The 18,430-nt window shown below is 71.3% G+C and carries 16 protein-coding genes and 1 pseudogene; 8 read left to right on the forward strand and 9 right to left on the reverse strand.

All coding sequences use genetic code 11. The annotated features are described in order from the left end of the window. The first annotated feature begins 1 nt into the window (after position 1). Positions 2-1,042 carry a tryptophan--tRNA ligase gene (gene trpS / locus ABD466_RS21035; protein WP_344658819.1) on the forward strand — a complete coding sequence of 347 codons (1,041 nt, stop codon included), beginning with the start codon at positions 2-4 and terminating at the stop codon, positions 1,040-1,042. Between the two features lie 2 nt (positions 1,043-1,044). Further along, positions 1,045-1,647, forward strand: a complete 603-nt coding sequence (locus ABD466_RS21040; protein ID WP_344658820.1) for a 2'-5' RNA ligase family protein — start codon at positions 1,045-1,047, stop codon at positions 1,645-1,647. An 89-nt stretch (positions 1,648-1,736) separates the two neighbouring features. Here the strand turns inward: ABD466_RS21040 and ABD466_RS21045 are convergent, their stop codons facing one another. Next, positions 1,737-3,122 carry an MFS transporter gene (locus tag ABD466_RS21045; protein ID WP_344658821.1) on the reverse strand — a complete coding sequence of 462 codons (1,386 nt, stop codon included), beginning with the start codon at positions 3,120-3,122 and terminating at the stop codon, positions 1,737-1,739. A gap of 229 nt (positions 3,123-3,351) precedes the next feature. On the opposite strand from ABD466_RS21045, the gene ABD466_RS21050 reads away from it, so the two are divergent. The 4 genes from ABD466_RS21050 to dapC all read left to right on the forward strand — a co-directional run bounded on the left by ABD466_RS21050 (position 3,352) and on the right by dapC (position 6,286). Beyond that, entirely contained in the window at positions 3,352-3,930 is a 579-nt protein-coding gene (locus ABD466_RS21050; protein ID WP_344658822.1) for a TetR/AcrR family transcriptional regulator, read from the forward strand. Positions 3,931-4,001: 71 nt separating this feature from the next. Then, positions 4,002-4,706, forward strand: coding sequence for a phosphatase PAP2 family protein (locus ABD466_RS21055; protein WP_344658823.1), 705 nt, complete (start codon positions 4,002-4,004; stop codon positions 4,704-4,706). Positions 4,707-4,817: 111 nt separating this feature from the next. Beyond that, positions 4,818-5,144 (forward strand): ferredoxin, encoded by a 327-nt coding sequence (fdxA, locus tag ABD466_RS21060; RefSeq protein WP_344658824.1) that lies wholly within the window; start codon positions 4,818-4,820, stop codon positions 5,142-5,144. A 47-nt stretch (positions 5,145-5,191) separates the two neighbouring features. Further along, positions 5,192-6,286, forward strand: a complete 1,095-nt coding sequence (dapC, locus tag ABD466_RS21065; protein WP_344658825.1) for a succinyldiaminopimelate transaminase — start codon at positions 5,192-5,194, stop codon at positions 6,284-6,286. 13 nt (positions 6,287-6,299) lie between these two features. On the opposite strand, the gene ABD466_RS21070 is transcribed toward dapC, so the two are convergent. After that, positions 6,300-6,986 carry a hypothetical protein gene (locus ABD466_RS21070; protein WP_344658826.1) on the reverse strand — a complete coding sequence of 229 codons (687 nt, stop codon included), beginning with the start codon at positions 6,984-6,986 and terminating at the stop codon, positions 6,300-6,302. Positions 6,987-7,084: 98 nt separating this feature from the next. Here ABD466_RS21070 and ABD466_RS21075 point away from each other — a divergent pair, with 98 nt between their 5' ends. Together ABD466_RS21075 and ABD466_RS21080 are read left to right on the forward strand one after the other, a co-directional pair. Continuing rightward, the gene (locus ABD466_RS21075; RefSeq protein ID WP_344658827.1) at positions 7,085-8,011 is read left to right on the forward strand and encodes an alpha/beta fold hydrolase; all 927 of its coding nucleotides are present in this window, start codon (positions 7,085-7,087) and stop codon (positions 8,009-8,011) included. Continuing rightward, complete coding sequence (locus ABD466_RS21080) at positions 8,008-8,352, forward strand: helix-turn-helix domain-containing protein (protein WP_344658828.1); 345 nt, start codon at positions 8,008-8,010, stop codon at positions 8,350-8,352. Before ABD466_RS21075 ends, ABD466_RS21080 begins: the two co-directional genes overlap by 4 nt. A 131-nt stretch (positions 8,353-8,483) precedes the next feature. Here ABD466_RS21080 and ABD466_RS21085 read toward each other — a convergent pair whose 3' ends face one another. The 7 genes and pseudogenes from ABD466_RS21085 to ABD466_RS21115 all read right to left on the reverse strand — a co-directional run. Further along, positions 8,484-9,071, reverse strand: a complete 588-nt coding sequence (locus tag ABD466_RS21085) for a ClpP family protease (protein ID WP_344658829.1) — start codon at positions 9,069-9,071, stop codon at positions 8,484-8,486. Continuing rightward, positions 9,068-9,673 (reverse strand): ClpP family protease, encoded by a 606-nt coding sequence (locus tag ABD466_RS21090; protein WP_344658830.1) that lies wholly within the window; start codon positions 9,671-9,673, stop codon positions 9,068-9,070. The genes ABD466_RS21085 and ABD466_RS21090 overlap by 4 nt, the downstream gene beginning before the upstream one ends. A gap of 80 nt (positions 9,674-9,753) precedes the next feature. Further along, positions 9,754-13,731 carry an FxSxx-COOH system tetratricopeptide repeat protein gene (fxsT, locus tag ABD466_RS21095; protein WP_344658831.1) on the reverse strand — a complete coding sequence of 1,326 codons (3,978 nt, stop codon included), beginning with the start codon at positions 13,729-13,731 and terminating at the stop codon, positions 9,754-9,756. After that, on the reverse strand, positions 13,721-15,112 hold the full coding sequence (locus ABD466_RS21100; RefSeq protein ID WP_344658832.1) for a TIR-like protein FxsC: 1,392 nt from the start codon (positions 15,110-15,112) through the stop codon (positions 13,721-13,723). Before ABD466_RS21100 ends, fxsT begins: the two co-directional genes overlap by 11 nt. A 100-nt stretch (positions 15,113-15,212) precedes the next feature. Then, entirely contained in the window at positions 15,213-17,564 is a 2,352-nt protein-coding gene (locus ABD466_RS21105) for an FxsB family cyclophane-forming radical SAM/SPASM peptide maturase (protein ID WP_344658833.1), read from the reverse strand. 16 nt (positions 17,565-17,580) lie between these two features. Next, positions 17,581-17,778: a hypothetical protein gene (locus tag ABD466_RS21110; RefSeq protein ID WP_344658834.1), complete on the reverse strand. Its 198-nt coding sequence runs from the start codon at positions 17,776-17,778 to the stop codon at positions 17,581-17,583. Positions 17,779-18,033: 255 nt separating this feature from the next. Then, positions 18,034-18,430 (reverse strand): annotated as a pseudogene (locus ABD466_RS21115) (hypothetical protein); the annotation flags it as partial.

The raw sequence follows: 18,430 nt of genomic DNA on the forward strand, positions 1-18,430 counted from the left end.
AATGGCGCCCATGGCAGCCGCTTTCCAGTCCTCCGGTCGCAAGCGCGTCTTCTCCGGCATCCAGCCGACCGCCGACTCGTTCCACGTCGGGAACTACCTCGGCGCGATCCGGCAGTGGGTGCCGCTGCAGGAGACCCACGAGACCATCTACTGCGTCGTCGACCTGCACGCGATCACGATCGAGCAGGACCCGAAGCTGCTGCGCCAGCGCACCCGGATCGCCGCCGCCCAGCTGCTGGCGGCCGGCATCGACCCGGCCCGCAGCATCCTGTTCGTGCAGAGCCACGTCCCGGAGCACGCGCAGCTGGCCTGGGTGCTGACCTGCATGACCGGCTTCGGCGAGGCCAGCCGGATGACGCAGTTCAAGGACAAGTCCGGCAAGCAGGGCGCGGCCAACACCAACGTCGGGCTGTTCACCTACCCGATGCTGATGGCCGCCGACGTGCTGCTGTACAACGCCGACGCCGTCCCGGTCGGCGAGGACCAGCGTCAGCACCTGGAGCTCACCCGGGACCTGGCGCAGCGCTTCAACGGCCGCTACGGCGACTACTTCACCGTGCCGGACCCGTACATCATCGAGGCCGTCGGCAAGATCACCGACCTGCAGGACCCGGGCGCGAAGATGTCCAAGTCGGCCTCCTCGCCGAACGGCATCATCGAGCTGCTCGACGACCCCAAGGTCTCGGCCAAGAAGATCCGCTCCGCGGTCACCGACACCGAGCGCGAGATCCGGTACGACGAGGAGAACAAGGCCGGCGTCTCCAACCTGCTGTCGATCTACTCGGCGCTGGACGGCCGTACCATCCCCGAACTGGAGCAGGCCTACGAGGGCAAGGGCTACGGCGACCTGAAGAAGGACCTGGCCGAGCTGTTCACCGAGTTCGTCACCCCGTTCCGGGAGCGGACGCACGCGATCCTCGCCGAGCCGGACAAGCTCGACGCGGTGCTGGCCGAGGGCGCGGCGAAGGCCCGCACCATCGCCGCGCGGACCCTGGCCGAGGTCTACGACCGCACGGGGTTCCTGCCCGCGGCGGGGAACTGACGGTGGGCGGCGTACCGGATCCGCTCGAGGCGACCTTCGCGGCCGCCAACCCCCTGCTGCACGCGCAGGGGGCGGACGCCCGCGGGCCGGACACGGTGACCATCGGCGTCGCCGTGCCGATCCCCGAGCCGTTCGGCAGCGAGCTGCAGAAGTGGCGCGAGTCGTTCCACGACCCGATGGCCCGCGCCATCCCGACACACGTCACCCTGCTGCCCCCGACCGAGGTGGGCCGCGCGGACCTGGCGGACATCGAGGACCACCTGGCGAAGGCGGCCTCGCTCGGCCACCCCTTCCCGATGCTGTTGCAGGGCACCGACACCTTCCGGCCGATCTCGCCGGTGACCTTCGTGCGGGTGGCGATGGGTGCCGAGCAGTGCGCCGCCACGGAGGCGCTGGTGCGCTCCGGCGTGCTGGCCCGCGAGGCCCGGTTCCCGTACCACCCGCACGTCACCGTGGCGCACGAGCTGCCCGAGGACGTGCTCGGCCGGGCCCAGGAGATCCTGGCCGGCTACGAGGCGCGGTTCCTGGTCACCGGGTTCGCGCTGTACCTGCACGGCGACGACGGCGTGTGGCGCGTACGGCGGTACTTCCCGTACGGCGGCTGAGTCCCCGCCTCGAGGACCGTGCGGAACGACGGCCCCCAGCAGAGCTGGAAGCCGTCGTCCTGACTTTCGGAATCGGAATCGCCACTCGGCTACTCGGTCACCGGGATCGGGGTCGGAGCCGCACCGGCGCCCCCCGCGGGCGCCTTCGGCCTGAGCGTCAGCGAGATCAGGAACACCACGAAGGCGATCGCCGAGCCGACCGTCAGGCCGGTCCCCAGCCCGTGCGTGAAGTTCACCGCCGGGTTCGGGTCGTGGCCGCCCTTCTCCGCCGACGTGGAGACGGTCACCAGCACCGCGATGCCGAGCGCGGCGCCGATCTGCTGGCAGGCCTGCATCAGGCCGGAGCCGGCACCGGAGTCGCGCGGGGCCAGGCCGGCCATGATGTTCAGCGCGATCGGGCTGAACGCGATGCCGCCGCCGAGGCCGAACATCAGGAACGGCACCAGCAGACTGCCGGTGAACCCGGAGTCCGGGGAGATCTGCGCCAGCCAGAGCAGCGCCCCGCTGATCAGCGCCGTGCCGACGGCGATCAGCGGCCGGGGCCCGAAGCGCGGCAGCAGCTTGGGGACGAAGCGGGAGATGGCGAACAGCGTCGCGGTGAGCGGCAGGAACGCCAGGCCGGACTTGATCGGCGAGTAGCCGAGCACCCGCTGCATGAACTGCGGCATGAAGTAGAACATCGAGAACATCGCACCGACCAGCAGCACGTAGCTGCCGTAGCCGCGGGCCCGCGTGGAGTCCTTCAGCAGGCGCAGCGGGAACACCGGGAACTCGACGCGGGACTCGGTGACGACGAACGCGGTCAGCAGGACCACCGCGGCGACGAACGCGCCGCGCGTGACGCTGTCGCTCCAGCCGTGCTCGGAGGCGTTGATGAAGCCGTACACCAGGCTGCTCATGCCCAGGACGGAGGTGACGGCGCCGGGGACGTCGAACCGGCCCTGCGCCTTGGGCGACTCGTTCAGGAGCTTGTAGGCCGCGAACGCCGCCGCCGCGCCGATCGGGACGTTGATGTACATGACCAGCCGCCACGAGCCCCACGTGGTCAGCATGCCGCCGAGCAGCAGGCCGACCGAGCCGCCGGCCGAGGAGACCGCGGTGAACAGGCTCATCGCCTTCACCCGCGGCGCGCCTTCCGGGAACGTGGTGATGATCAGCGCCAGCATGCTGGGCCCGGCCATCGCGGCCCCGACGCCCTGCAGCGCGCGGGAGGCCAGCAGCATGTTCGAGTCGACCGCGAGGCCGCCGATGAAGGATGCCACCGTGAAGACGAGGACGCCGGAGACGAACATCCGCCGCCGGCCCAGGATGTCGCCGGCGCGACCGCCGAGCAGGAGCAGCCCGCCGAAGGCGAGGGTGTAGGCGTTGAGGACCCAGGACTGGCTGGCCTCGGAGAAGTGCAGGGAGTCGCGGATCTTCGGCAGGGCTATGTTGACGATGGTGGCGTCGAGGACCAGCATCAGCTGGCAAGTCACGATGGTCGCCAGGATGAGGCCAGGCTTCGGCTCCCGGCGGGGAACAACCTTCTCGGCGGGAGGCGTTGTCGATATGGACGCTGTTGACATGGTGTCCTTCACCTGACGGCGGAGCTTAAGCGGAGGCTGACTCCGTTTAGGTTAGGGTCTGGCTGCGCACTGCGGCAACCGTATTTCGCGGGGCCTTGAATCAGCCCTGCTCGACAGTGGTGAAGGGGTCGATGACACCGTGAGGGCCGACGCTCTCCGCAATCGCGAGCGCCTCGTGGAGGTCGCGCAGTCCGCGTTCGCGACGAACGGGATCGACACGTCCCTGGAGGAGATCGCGCGCCAGGCCGGCGTCGGGATCGGCACGCTGTACCGGCGGTTCCCGACCCGCGAGGACCTGATCGCGGCGGTCCTGGCCGAGCGGTACCTCAAGCTGGCCGAGGTCGCCATGGTGCTGGCCGAGGAGCGCGACGACCCGGACGTCGCGCTCGCCGAGTGGCTGACGCTGCTCGCCGAGCACATGGCGCTGTACCGCGGGTTGTCGATGGCCGTGAAGGAGGCCATCCACGACCAGACCACGGCGCTGGGCCGCACCTGCAAGGAGATGGTGGACGCCGGGGAGCGCCTGCTGGAGCGCGGCCAGCGGATGGGCGCGTTCCGCACCGACATCACCTTCTTCGACGTGCTGGCGTTGTGCTCCGGCATCGTCATGGCCGTGGAGCGGCGCAGCGAGAAGCCCAACCACGACGATCTGCCGCCGCTGAGTCCGTACCTTCTGCTGGACATCGTGCTGCGCGGGCTGCGTGTGGAAGATCGGTGAAGACACGCCCCGTGAAGTGAACGAATGGTGAACATAAGACGAACGTCAGGTGACTCGATTAAGGTGAACCGGTGCTCACCGAACCCTCGTCGACGTTCACCAGGCGGCGTTCGCCCGTCTCCACCGACCGGGCGCGGGTAGCCGCGCTGCGAGCCTGGGGCGCGGCGCTGGTCGGCGTGTTCGTGCTGTTGGCCGTGCTGACCGCGGTCAAGGCCTTCAAGGGTCCGGACCAGTCGGTCGACGACACGCTGAACCGGTTCGCTTTGTCCCACGCCGGGGTCACCGATCTCCTCAAGGCCGTGACACAGGCCGGCGAGCCCACGATCGCGCTCGGTCTCGGACTGCTGGCCGCTGTCGCCTTCTACGCGGCGCGGATGCGCAGCTCGGCCACGTTCGCCGCGGCCGCGGTGATCGGCGCCTATGCCATCGCCTACATCGCCAAGAAGGCCGTCAACCGGCATCGTCCGCGCTGGGACGCCGCGCACACCGTGGTGACCGATCACGGGGCCTCGTTCCCGTCTGGGCACGCCACAGGGTCGTCGGCGCTGGCGACGGTGCTGATCGTGGCCGCCGTGCCGCTGCTGGCGTCGGTGGCCGCGCGGCGTGTCGCGGTGATCGTTCTGGTGCTCTACGTGCTGACCATGGTGGTCTCGCGGCCGATCCTGGGCGTGCACTTCCCGACCGACGTCCTCGCCGGTGCCGTGCTGGGCTCCGGGTGGGCTCTGGTGTGCGCTTCTGTGGTGCGTCCTTGGCTGGACCGGCCGTCCGCTGGCTGACCCGCTTAGGAGAACCAGCCGCTCACGCGTGATACTAAGGGCGGACGCGCATAGGGTTCTGCAGCCCGCACCGCTGCGTCGCCCACCGCATCAACAGGAGGACCGGAGAAAGTGACTTACGTCATCGCCCTGCCCTGCGTGGACGTGAAGGACAAGGCCTGCATCGAGGAGTGCCCTGTCGATTGCATCTACGAGGGCGAGCGCATGCTCTACATCCACCCGGACGAGTGCGTCGACTGCGGCGCGTGCGAGCCGGTGTGCCCCGTCGAGGCGATCTTCTACGAGGACGACACGCCGGAGCAGTGGAAGGACTACTACAAGGCGAACGTGGAGTTCTTCGACGACCTCGGTTCTCCGGGCGGGGCCTCCAAGATGGGCTTGATCGAGAAGGACCACCCGCTGGTGTCGGCGCTGCCGCCGCAAGCTTCGGAAGACTGAGACCGAGCACCGGCGACATCTCGCTCCACCAGAGGAAAACCTTCACGATGCGGAAGCTCCCTGACTTCCCGTGGGACCGGCTCGCGCCCGCCAAGGCGCGGGCCGGCCGACACCCGGACGGGATCGTCGACCTCTCCGTCGGCACGCCGGTCGACTCGGTGCCCGCCGTCGTCCAGGAGGCGCTGCGCGCCGGGTCCGACGCGCCCGGCTACCCGCTCACGCACGGCACCCCCGCGTTGCGGGCCGCCGCCGTCGGCTGGATGGGCCGCCGGCTCGGCGTGACCGGCGTGGAGCCGGTGTCGGTGCTGCCGGTGATCGGGACCAAGGAGCTGGTGGCTTGGCTGCCCACTCTGCTGGGCCTCGGCCCCGGCGACGCGGTGGCCATCCCGGCGGTGGCGTATCCGACGTACGACGTCGGCGCGCGGCTGGCCGGAGCCGACACCCTGCTGACCGCGCCGGAGGACGCTCCGGACGTGATCCGGGCCCGGCGTCCGAAGCTCGTCTGGCTGAACTCCCCGGCGAACCCGCACGGCCGGGTCTCCTCCGCCGCCGAGCTGCGCGCCGTCGTGGCGGCCGCGCGGGAGGCGGGAGCCGTCGTGGTGTCCGACGAGTGCTACATCGAGCTCGCGTGGGAGGCCGCGCCGGTCTCGCTGCTGCACCCCGAGGTGTGCGGCGGGGACCACGCGGGGCTGCTCGCCGTGCACTCGCTGTCCAAGCGCTCGAACCTGGCCGGGTACCGGGCCGGCTTCGTCACCGGCGACGCGGCGGTCGTGGCCGAGCTGCTGGAGGTGCGCAAGCACGCCGGCCTGATCATGCCGCAGCCGGTCCAGGACGCGATGACCGTCGCCCTCGGTGATGACGCGCACGCCGCCGAGCAGAAGGAGCGGTACCGCGGGCGGCGCGTGGTCCTGCGCGAGGCGCTGGAGCACGCCGGGTTCCGCATCGACCACTCCGAGGCCGGGCTGTACCTGTGGTCGACGCGGGACGAGGACTGCTGGACCACCGTCGACTGGCTCGCCGAGCGCGGCATCCTGGCCGCCCCCGGCGACTTCTACGGCGTGGCCGGCGCGCGGCACGTGCGCGTCGCGTTGACGGCCACCGACGAGCGGGTCGCGGCCGCCGCCGACCGGCTGGCAGCCTGAACGACTCCGCCCGTCACAGAGCCGGTTCCTTCTGCTCCAAGTAGCGCATCGCTTTCTTGAAGTAGCCCTTCGGGTTCGTGTCCAAGTGCCGAACCCACTCCGGCTGGCGTTCCCCGCGCAACCGTGCTGTATAGGCGAGCGCGTAGCCGAACATGGGCTGGTTGATGTACCCGAGCTGGCGTCTTCGCCATCCGCGCGCGTTCTGCGAGAAGGTGAAGGCGGCGTTGGCGGTGAAGACACCCAGCCCGAAGAAGACGGTCGCCAGGTCCGTCAGCGGCTCGTGGTCTTCCTCGGTGGACGAGGCTATGCCGCGGTAGAGCAGCTTGTGATGGCACAGCTCGTGCGCGGCCACCGCGACGACGTGACGCGGATCCGGGGCGTCCTCCATCCCTATGGCGATGACCCCCAGGCCGTCGCGGACGCTGTAGTGCCCGGCGACCTTGGGCCGCTGGCCGCTGTCGTACAGAGCCACCGCGATCTCCCCGGGATCGACGCGCAGATGCGCGCGCACGAGGTCGACCAAGGCGACGACATCGTCCGGAGTGCCCTGATACCGCCCGGGGAAGAACCTCGGTGTCGGCGTGAGGATCTCGGCGTCCAACGCTTCGCGCCCGAACCGCTCCAGGCACCACGCCAGCATCTTCTCGATCCACAGGCGCTCGCGGTCCTCGACCGGTGGGCGCGCCCCGAACAGCGGCATGATCCGACAGTACCCGCCTCCCGACGTGCACCATGGCGCGCCGGGGGCGGCGGTTTCCCGCGCGACGGCGCCGGGTAGCCGCCTACCGGAGGAGAGCCATGATCCGCACAGTCCTCACCCCCGACGGCCGACGGCTGGCCGTCGCCGAGCGCGGCGACCCTCGGGGCGCCCCGGTGATGCTGTTCCATGGCACGCCCGGGAGCCGGCTGGGGCCGGTGCCGCGCGCGATGACGCTCCACGCCACCGGGATCCGGCTGCTGTCCTTCGACCGGCCCGGGTTCGGGGAGTCCGACCGGCTGCCGGGCCGCAGCGTGGCGTCGGTGGCCGCGGACGCCGAGGCGGTGGCGGACGCGTTCGGGATCGGGAGCTTCGCGGTGCTGGGCCGGTCCGGCGGCGGCCCCCACGCGCTGGCCTGCGCGGCGCTGCTGCCGGAACGGGTGACGAAGGCGGCGGCCATGGTGCCGCTGGCTCCCCGCGACGCGATGGGTGAGACCTGGTTCTCCGGGATGACCCCCGGCAACGCCGAGGACTACCAGCAGGCCGTCACCGATCCGGCGGCCCTGCGCCGGACCCTGGACGAGCGCGCCGCGCACATCCGCGCCGACCCGGCGAGCCTGCTGGCGGACATCGACGAGGGTCTGGAGCCCGCCGACCGCGCGGTGATCCGCCAGGCCAACATCCGGCAGGAGCTGGTGCGCGCCTACGCGGCCGCGGTGTCCCGCTCCGCCGACGGCTGGTTCGACGACGCGCTGGCCCTGGCCGCCCCCTGGGGCTTCGACCCGGGCGACATCCGCGTGCCGGTCTACCTGTGGCACGGCGCGGAGGACCGGTTCTCCCCGATCAGCCACACCCGCTGGCTCGGCGAGCGCATTCCGCTCGCGACCGTCGATCTGGAGGCCAGCGCCTCGCACTTCAGTGCCCTGCTCCGGATGCCGCAGGTGATCGTGTGGTCCGGCGCCCGTGTCTCCTGGGACGCGGCGGTGGCGTTGAGCGGTTGGCCCGGGATCCGTACGCTCGAGGTATGACCGAGGTTCCGAGTCCCGCCGAGCCAGAGCCGCTGTGGCGCGAAGTCCTGGGCGAGCAGCTCCGCGAGCTGCGCCGCCGCCAGCAGGAGACGCTCGCCGAGACGTCCGCGCGGGCGGGGATCTCGCCCCAGTACCTGTCCGAGGTGGAGCGGGGCCTCAAGGAGCCCTCCAGCGAGATGATCGCCGCCGTCGCCGGCGCGCTCGGCACCACGCTCGGCGACCTCGCCGAGTCGGTCGCCGCCGGGCTGCGCGTGCAGCGGGAGACCTCGATGCTGTTGCGGCACGAGATGACGGCGCGCCGCCGCATGTCCGGGCCGGTCGCGCTGGCGCTGGCGGCCTGACCGCTGGGGCTGCTGGTCACGCCGAACCACGACCGCAGCGGGGATGGGGGCGGCGTAGCCACACTGTGGCTACGCCGCCCCCATCCCCGCTGCGGTTGATCTGTTGAAAACCGGGATCGCGCGCCGCAGCCCTACACCCGCTGCCCCAGCACCATGTCGGCGAGTCCGTATTCCACCGCTGCCTTGGCCGTGAACACCCGGTCCCGGTCCGTGTCGTGCCGTAGCCGCTCGACGGTCTGGCCCGTGTGCTCGGCCAGGATGTCCTCGAGTTCACCGCGCATCCGGACCAGCTCGTCGGCCTGGATGATCAGGTCGGGGATCGCGCCCTGACCGCGGGCGGCCGGCTGGTGCAGCACCACGCGGGCATGCGGCAGCACGGAGCGCAGGCCCGGGGTGCCGCCGGCCAGCAGCACCGCGCCGACCGCGATGGCCTGGCCGACGCAGGTGGTGCGGATCGGGGACTTGATGTGCTGCATGGTGTCGTACACCGCCAGCATCGAGGTGAGGTCGCCTCCTTCGCAGTTCACGTAGAGGTTGATCTCGCGCTCGGGGCTGTCCGACTCCAGGTGCAGCAGCTGCGCGATGACGGCGTTGGCCACACCGGAATCGATCGCCGTGCCCAAATAGACGATGCGTTCGCTCAGCAGGTGCGAGTAGATGTCGGTGACGCGTTCGCCGCGCGGGTTCTGCGCGACGACGTAGGGGATGGTGTAGCTCATGCCGAGATCCCGATCCGTCGGCGCTCGGGGACGATCTGCCCGAACGAGTCCACGATGTGGTCGATGAAGCCGTAGTCCTTGGCCTGCTGGGCGGTGAACCAGCGGTCGTGCAGCGAGTCCTCGTAGATCCGCTCGTAGGGCTGGCCGGTGTCGTCGGAGATCAGCCCCAGGACCGTGGTCACCATGTGGCGCAGGTCGTCGGCCTGGACCTCGACGTCGACCGCGGTGCCGCCGATCCCGGAGGAGCCCTGGTGCATCAGGATCCGGGCGTGCGGGAGGGCGAAGCGGCGCCCGGGGGTGCCGGCCGAGAGCAGGAACTGCCCGGCGCTGCACGCCAGGCCCAGCGCCAGCGTCGAGATCTCGCACGGGACCAGCCGCATCGCGTCGCGGATGGCGAGCATGGCGGGCACCGAGCCGCCGGGGGAGTGGATCCAGAGCGAGATGCCCGCCTCCGGATCCTCGGTGGCCAGGCTGAGGAGCTGGGTCATCAGGAGGGTGCCGTTGTCGTCGTCGAGGACGCCGTCCAGCACGAGGATACGGCGGCTGAACAGCTGCTCGCGGGTGCGCCAGCTGAACTGCGGCGCCTTGTCGTCTTCTGCCATGCCTCCACCGTGCGCCCGCGGGGTACCGCCGCGGGGGCCGTGCTGCTGTGGGCGGATCCGCTCACAGCAGCACGGGCAGGTCAGTACGGCGTCGCCTCTAACTCGCGCCCGATGCGCATACCCGCCCGCACCCGGGCGCACACGGGATGGACCTCGCCGAGCAGCCGTGTGAGCCGGCCGAGAACGCGCCCGCTGATGACATCGGCCTCTGTGACCCGTCCCGCAGCTCGCAGGGTCGCCGCATGATTGGCCTCGGCCGTCAGCGTATAGACGTGTCCGTCGCCTAAGCGTTCGCCCAGACCCGCAAGGATCCGTTCCTCCAAGGAGATCGCAGCGTCGAACTCCCCGTCGTCGGCCAGGCAGTTCGCCAGGTTGCCCGCGGCGGCCAGCGTGAAGGGATGGGAAGCACCGAGGGCGGCGTCGAACCCCGCTACGGCTCGTTCCGACAGAGTGCGTGCGCGGGCCACATCCCCATCAGCCCGCGCATAGACGGCCACGTTGTTGACCGCGACGAGCGTATAAGGGTGCCGTTCCCCTAACTCCTTTTCATACGTGGCCAGGCACTCCGCCGCGACTTCCACGGCCTCCGCATCCCGGTCATGCGCGGCCAGGTCCGCAGCGCGGTTCAAGGCACAAGCACGGGTGTCCGGGTGCCGCGCACCGAAGCGCGTGAGGTAACGCTGATACGTCGCCGTGGTCAGATCCTGCGCCTCATCCAAACGCCCGCATTTCCGCAACGCGACGGCGAGGCTCTTCGCGGTCCGCAGCGTCTCCACGAAGTCGTCCCCCAGCACCTCGCGGTACGTCTCCAGCGTCGTCCGCAGCAACTCCACGGCCTCCTGGAACCGCCCGGCGTCGGTCATGTCCCGCGCCAGCGACCCCGCGGAGCTCAACGTGTACGGATGGCCCGGGCCGAGCACCTCCCGCCGTCGCGCGAACACCTCACGGTCGATCTCGGCGGCCTTCTCGAACCGGCCGACCAGCCGGTAGGAGACCGCGAGGTTGTTCGCCGAGGACAGGGTCTGCGGGAAGTCCACGCCGAAGTTCTCCGCGAACCGCGCGTACGTCTGCTCGTCCAGGGCCAGCGCCTCCTCGAAGCGGCCCAGCCCGCGCAGCGCCGCCGCCAGGCCGCCGGCCGTCATCAGGGTGTGGCGGTGGTCGTCCCCGAGCGTGGCGGCCTGGGCCCGCAGCACTTCCGCGTTGATCTGGCGGGCCTCCTCGAAGCGGCCCATCGACCACAGCACGTTCGCGGTGTGGAAGCGCAGCGAGAGCAGGTCCGGGTCGGCGTCCGGGGCCCGGCCCCGCGCGCTCCACACTCCGGCCAGCTCCTCCGCGAAGGCCAGCGCCGCCCCGAGTTCGCCGCGCTTCCACAGGTACCGCACGCGGTCGATGAGCAACTGCAGCGTCTCGCCCTCGGCGCACAGCCGGGCGCGGCTCGGCCCCAGGTGGGCCCAGATCTGGTCGTACCGCGGCCAGTTCTCCGGGTCGTCGGTGTCCCCGGCCCGGGGCCGGGCGCCGACCAGCACGCGGTGCACCTCGTGGCAGGCCTTCTCCTGCTCCTCGGCGCTCATCCGGGCCCTGATCACCGACTGCACCAGGCGGTGCACCTGGATCGTGCCCGAGGCGGCGTCCACCCGGGCCAGGGCGAACCGCCCGACCTCGCGGACAACGCGGCCCAGCATCATCCGGTCGCGCAGCGCGTCGTCGTGCGGGATCAGGGCCTGGATCATCTCGTCCGAGCGCAGCAGGGTCATGGACACCGGCTCCGGCGCCAGGAACGAGCACAGCTGGAGCAGCCGCACCGCGGCCGGCGAGCGCTCGCGCAGCGCCTCGAAGGAGATCGTCCAGGTGGTCGCCACCGGCACCGGGTAGTCGCCGGGCTGGTTCAGCGCCAGCACCACCGAGGCCTGCCGTTCCAGCTCCTCGAGGTACTCCGCGACCGGAGTCCCGGTCTCGGTGAGCCACGCCGCGGCCTGCTCCACGGCCAGCGGCAGGTCGCCGAGGGCCGCGCCGAGGGCGTCGGCGTCCTCCGTGGCCAGACCGGCCACGCGGTGCCGCAGGTGTTCGATGCTCTCCTCCCGGGTGAACACCTCCACCTCGACAGGCGCCGCCTCCTGCGCCCACGCCGGGTTCCGCGACGTGATCAGCACGTGCCCGTGCCGTCCCTCGGGCAGGTACCGCCGCAGCGCGCCGGGCTCGTCGGCGTTGTCGTAGACCAGCAGCCACCGCCGCACCGGATCCCCGCGGCGCAGCGCCTCCAGCACCGCCGCCGCGGTCTCGGCGATCCCGCTGTCCGCCCGCAGCCCCAGCTCCAGCGGCCGGGCGAGCTTCGCCAGCTCGGTGGGGACCAGCTCCGGTTGGTCGGCGGGCAGCCACCACACCAGGTCGTAGTCGCCCTTGAAACGGTGCGCGTACTCCAGTGCCACCTGGGTCTTGCCGACCCCGCCGAGGCCGTGCAGGGCCTGCGGCGGTGCCGAGCCGGCGGCGGAGCCGCGCAGGAGGCGGTCGCGTAATCGCTCCAGGACCCGGTCGCGCCCGGTGAAGGAGGCGTTGCGGCTCCGCAGGTTCCACACGCGGGGGTCGACGCCGGGGAAGCGGGGACCGTGGGCGCGCGCGGAGGGGAGCGTGTCGGGTGAACGCGCGCGCCACTGCGCGTAGGCGTTCTTGTCCACGGCGCGCAGCAAGGTCTCGACGGCTTCCGGCTCGCTGAGGCGCGCCAGGTCGATCGGCGGATTCGTCTGGCACTGCGCGGGCATGCGGACGTCGGCGACCCGGATCGCGGTGACCCGCTGCCGAGTCCGCTCGCCCCCGGATGCCGACGCGGTGCCGAAGCGCTGGAGCTCGGTCATGACGTCGGCGGAGCGCAGGTAGGCGTGCGAGGCGATCGCGAGGACCTGCCGGTCGCCGTCGACTTCCGCGGCATCCGTCGTGTCGGGATCGGGAACCGGGACGCCGTTCCCCACGCCGAGCAGATCCGCGGGGACCTCCACCTGGGCGAGGATCTCGCGGACCCAGTCGGCCCACATCCGGTCCTCGGCGACGTAGTGGATCAGCGGCCTGACCTTCGCCGCCGTCCGCCGGGTGAACCCTTCGAGGACACGCCGCCGCCGGGGCTCGTCGATGGCCGGCAGTCCGGTGACGCGGCCCATGGTGATCTCGGCGGTGAGCCGCTCGAAGGCGGCGAGCAGCGAGGTCGGGAGACCGGGCGCGTCGCCGAAGGTCGCGAGGGTCTCCTCGTACGCGTAGAAGGGCCGGTAGGGGATCTCGACCGAGGCCCAGTACTGGGTGCTGCGCTCCTCGTCCATGCCGGCCGGGAACCCGGCGAAGCGCGAGGCCACCACCGCGCGCCCGGCGTCGGCCTTGGTCTTCTCCGCCTCGTCGACCCGCATCGGCACCGGCAGGATCCGGATCGGCCGGTCCGGGGAGTGGTCGCGTACCCGTCGGGCCACGCCGAGCGCCCCCTCGATGTTCTGGTCGCTGAGCGCGAAGCAGTCCACGAGCACGTCCGGTAGTTGCAGCGTGCAGATGTCCGCTATGTCGGACAGCCCGGTGCGGCTGTCGATGAGGACATAGTCGTACTCCGCCTTCATGCCCTCCCGCATCGCCTGGAAGAAGAGCCCGCCGCCCATCTCCTGATAGAAGTCGTCCCAGCCGCGCGGTGCCATCGCCGAGGCGTAGTCCCGGTTCTGCCGCCCGGCCGGCAGGAAGTCCAGCGCCCCGCTGCCGGGGAACGGCCAGTCCACGGCGATGGTGTGCCGCACCACCTCCGCGGCCTTCCGGTGCCAGTCCGCCGCCCGGTCCGCCCGCTGCTGGTGCACCTGCCACGCGTAGTCGACGATCAGGTCGATGACCCCGCCCGCCGACTGCACCGCGGACGGCGGCAGGAACGGGTGGTAGAAGCGGTGCAGCCCGGGCGAGTCGAGGTCCCAGTCCACGGCCAGCACCCGCCGCCCGTTCGCGGCGAGGATCCATGCCACGTTCGCGAGCGCCATCGTGCGGCCGGTGCCGCCCTTGTAGGAGTAGAAGGTGACGACGGTCCCGTCCGGATCACGGGGCATGAGACGGTCCTCCAGACGGCGGTTCGACATCGGGATCACCGCGCAGCCGCGGCGGCCGGGGGAAGGGGCCGGCGGGCGCCTGCGGCGTCAGCTGCCGGAGCAGCGCCGCCTTGGCCGCCGGGTGCACCTCGCGGAAATAGAACTCGTCGAAGTCGAAGGACGACACCTGCGCCGGCCGGCTGGTGAACCACTCCGCGAGCTTCGCGTCCGCGGCGCGGAGGTAGGCGGCGACGGCGGTCTCGGCCGCACCCGCACCCGCACTCCTACCCGCGTTCGACTCGGGGCGGCCGGCGATCGGACGGTCGGTCGATCCGGCGTCTCCGGCCGGGGCTGGATCGACGCTCGGAACGGCGGTCGCCGGAATCAGCGGGTCGGCAGGAGCACCGGCCGGTCCGACGGCCGACGGGTCAACGGCCGCCGGGAGGGCCTCGCCGTCGATCGGCCTGGCAGGACCCGGCTCGCCACTGGCGACACTGGGCGCTCCGGTGGCTGGTTCGGCGGATCCTGACTCAGACCCGCCGCTGACGACTGTCTTGTCGTGTGTTTCGGCGTTCTTCTCGGCACGGGGACCAGTCGTGCTGGTGGGCTTCCACAGCTCTCCCGTCCCCGGGGGTAACGCGAGCTGCTCCGCCCCGCCTAACGACGGCGGACGCGGTCCGGGTAACGGCAGCGATGGACGGCCGCCGGCCCGGCGCACCAGCTCGCCGGCCGCCTCGAACAGGCCGTCGGCGGTCTCGAAGCGGCCGTGCAGCGTCGTGAAGTCGACCGGGCGGGCGGCTTGCGGGGCGCCGTCGTGGGCCACCTGCACCACGTGCCGGGCCAGGGCGTGGATCGCCAACTGGTATTCGTCCTGGTAGCGGGCCAGGCGGATCAGCTGGAGGAAGCCCAGGCGCGCGTAGGCCTCACCGAGGGTGTGGTGGTCGAACTGCAGGGCCTGGGCGGCGGCCGGGAGCTCGGTGTCCGGGATCGGCAGCCAGAGCACCGGGATGATCGCCTCCGGGCGCGCGCCGGACGTGAGCTCGTGCGCGCTCTGGCGGGCCTGGAACAGGTACCACTCGCTGGCGCAGCTCAGGGAGGTGAAATAGCGGGGCGTGTAGAGCGGGACGAACACCCGGCACGCCGCCAGCGCCTCGGAGATCCGCTGCCGCCACCGCTGCCCGACGCGCACGTCCCGGTCCATGAAACCGGGCTGCGCGCCCCGCGGCAGCGTCGTCAGCTCGGTGACCTCGAAGGTCAGGTCCTCGAAGAAGCGGAGCGTCCAGCGGTCCGGATCCTCGGTGTCCTGGGCCTCCCCGGCATGGTGGTGCCGGGCATAGCTCAAGAAGAAGTACGGGGACGACCCGTCTCCGGCACCTGCCGGCGCCCGACCCGAGAAAGTCATCCGCCCCCCTGGTACCGGCGGTCACCCCGCATGCCCTTCACACTGCGTCCAAGCAAGGATTGCGCGCAGTAATCGGTGGCGTCAACGTCGCGCGCCGCGGTCAGACCTTGGACGTCCACGCGTCCAGGGTCGTCCGCAGCGCCTCGACGAAGCGCAGGCCCAGCGGCGTCAGGGACCCGGAGGCGGCCAGCGCGCCGGTGGCGCGCAGGGTGTGCCCGTGCCAGAGCCCGAACTCCGCCTCGGCGTGCGCGCGCTCGTCGGCGTCCGGCGCGGTGAACCGCCGCACCCGCCAGAAGTCGGTGACGCCGACGTGGGCGTACGTCCCCTGCAACAGGCCTTCCAGCGGCCGTGGGTCCTGCCGCCACGGCGCCTCGTACAGCCGGGTGTCGTGCCGGTCGTGGAGGTCGGCCATGTCCAGCACCGCGCCCAGTTTCACGTGCTGGAACTCGTGCACCATCAGCAGCGCCAGCGCGGAGGCGGGCCGCTGGGCCCGGCCGGCGCGCGGCACCGGCAGCGCCGCCCCGATCGCGCCGAAGGCCCGCCGCGCCGTGGAGCTGACGTCGCGCCCGGACGGCGACGGCGTCAGCGGCACGATCGTCGACAGCCCGGCGGCGATGCCCGGCGCGTACGAGTGATGGTCCCGCGCGAGGATGTCCCAGGCTTGAGGGATCATCCGCAGCCACATGTCGGCGTCCGGATCGGGCAGCCGCCGAGCGACCTCCCAGTGGTGGCACCGCCGGAACGGATCGGTGTCCTCCAGCGCGATGCCTCCGCTGGCGAATGTCGGCAGCGGCACCCGGCGCACGCCCTGCCATGCCGGCAGGTTGAGCACGTCGCACTCGCCGTGGCGGATCCGCAGCCGCATCGATGTGCCCGCGTCCGCGCCTACGACCAGTCGGCCGAGCGTCGGCAGATACACCGCCCCGCGCCGCACCGGCACCTCGATGTCGGCGTCGGCGCCGGCGCGGATCGCGGTGGCGGCGGCCAAGGCGGCGAGATGGGCGAAGTCGTCGGGATGGGGGCGCCCGGTGTGGGCGTCGTCCAGGCACCGCAGCGCCCAGACCGGCATGTAGGGGTGCCCGAGGACTTCGTGGAGCGTGGTCTTGTGGATTCCGTCGAGTGTCTTCAGTGTCGCGATCGCCGCGTCCACCATCTCCTGGCGCGGGCCACTGTTGCCATCGGCTGCGGCGAACACCTTCGCGAGGAGCAGTATCCGGAGAGAGCGCTGGAAGCGGCTCAGGTGTGCGATCGCTTTAGCGTCGCCGTACCCGTGCGCCAACTGGTGCACCACGTCGGCGGGGAGACCCAGAGTGCGCTGCGCGGGAACCCTGACCGCCGGGGGTGCAAGGGTGCGCGCCCTGATCCCCATGATGAGGTCCCTGAGGTCGTGACAGTAGACGCTCGGATTGTCGAACGGATCCTCCTCTATGGAGGAAGCCCTATAGCGATGGGTACGTAGACCACCACCGCAGATCGCTACGACCGGACATCGCCTACAGGTTCCGGACAGGTCCGCCAGGCCGTGGCGCCGCGCCTCGAATCCCGGGTGGGCGGAGGCTTCGTCGAAAGAGTGCGTGAAGACGTCGAACCCCGTCGTCGGGGCGCCGTCGTAGGCGGCCTTGAGCGAATCGGTCTGCTCCAGCGTGCCGTCCGTCTCCACCACGACCAGATCCACAGGGTCGAGGCCGAGCGACTCGGTTCCGCTCGGCAGCCCGCGGAACGCGTCGAGCACCGACGTGAACGAGCGGATCGGGAACGGCCTTCCATCGGCGTTCCAGCGGTCGAATACGGCCAGCAGCCAATCTGCGTATTCGTTATGTGCGGGATCGAGCCTTAGCGGCGGCTTGCTGTGGGTCGCGTGTGGGAGGAGGAAGTCGGCGCGCGGCGGAGTCGTCTCCCGGATCGCTTCATAAACCGCCACCGGCTCATTGCGGACGTCGATGGTGCACAGCACACCGGCGAATATGTCCGGGTACCGGTCGCGCAACAGTGCCACCGCACGCTGCGCCTTCTCATAGCTGGAAGCGCCATTGGCGAACCGTCGGTGGAGATCGTTGGCCGCGCGGTCGCCGTCCAGCGAGATGCCCACCTGGACCCGGTGCTCCCGGAACAGGTCGCAGAATTCGGGGTCGAGACGTACTCCGTTGGTGTGAACACGAAGATCTAGCGCGCAGCCCGCTCGTTCCACCGTGTCGCGCAGGACGGTCAGCACGCCGCGCATCCGGTCCGGGCCGAGCAACAGCGGCTCCCCGCCGTGCAGCACGACGACGACCGCGGGCAGCCGGTGGGCGACGGCGTGCTCGGCGATCCGCTCCGCGGTGCGCCGGACGGTGTCCGCCTCCGCGAACCGAGGTTTTCGCCGCCAGGACGTATCGGCGGACTCGTACACGTAGCAGTGGTCACAGGCGAGGTCGCAGCGGGTCGCGACTTTCAGGACGAACTGCCGGAACATGCGCGGTTCCCTACTCTCACACGGCCGAGTTGAACGACGCGGCCACCGGCACCGGCGCGGTGCCCCCGTCGCGGGGCGGGCTGATCCGCCGGTCGACATCCTCCGACCGCACCTCGCCGGCCGAGACCGAGCGTGAGACGTCGGCCAGTGACTCCTCGCTCAGGTCCACCAGACCAGAGCTGACACTTGTCGTCTTGCCGTGGCGGTGCTTCATCCGTGGCTCCCGGTGCGCGGTTCACACGTGTTCAGGCATGGCGATGTATTGCGCCCTCTCGGCGCGGGCATGCGGAGAGTCGCGGACAATCGCCCCTAGGAGGGATTCATCTCCCCATTAGCTTATGTGACCTCGGACGAGGCCGAATAAGCGCGGGACTGGGAATCTCCCGTGTGGCCGCTGAAAGGCACGGAAAAGGCCCCTGGCACGCGTAAGCGTGCCAGGGGCCTGAGGAAAGGCTTTCCGAAGCGGCGGCTAGAAGCGGCCCAGCAGGCCGGCCACGCCGCCCACGGTGCCGAGCCCCGGCAGGCCCTGGAGCCCCTTGAGCGGCAGTTCGCCGAGGACCGGCAGCCCGTTCTTCGGCAGTTCGCCGATCAGGGGCAGCACCGGACCCTTCTGGTCCTCGACGGCCTTCGCGTCGGCCAGCATCGGCGCCATCTCCGCCACCTTCTGCGCGCCGGCGTACACCGGCAGCGAGGAGATGCTCGGCGCGTCCGGCCCCAGCGGGGTGTCGGCCAGCGGCATGCCGGCCAGCAGTCGCGGCCCGGCCATGGCCCCCGGGACGCCCGACGCGGGCGGCGTCACGGTCTGGCGGGAGCGGGTCGCCGGGTGGGCCGGGGCGGGCGCGTGCGCGGCCGGGGCGGCGACGGAC

It is taken from the genome of Catenulispora subtropica, from assembly GCF_039531675.1.
Classification (GTDB): Bacteria; Actinomycetota; Actinomycetes; order Streptomycetales; family Catenulisporaceae; genus Catenulispora; species Catenulispora subtropica.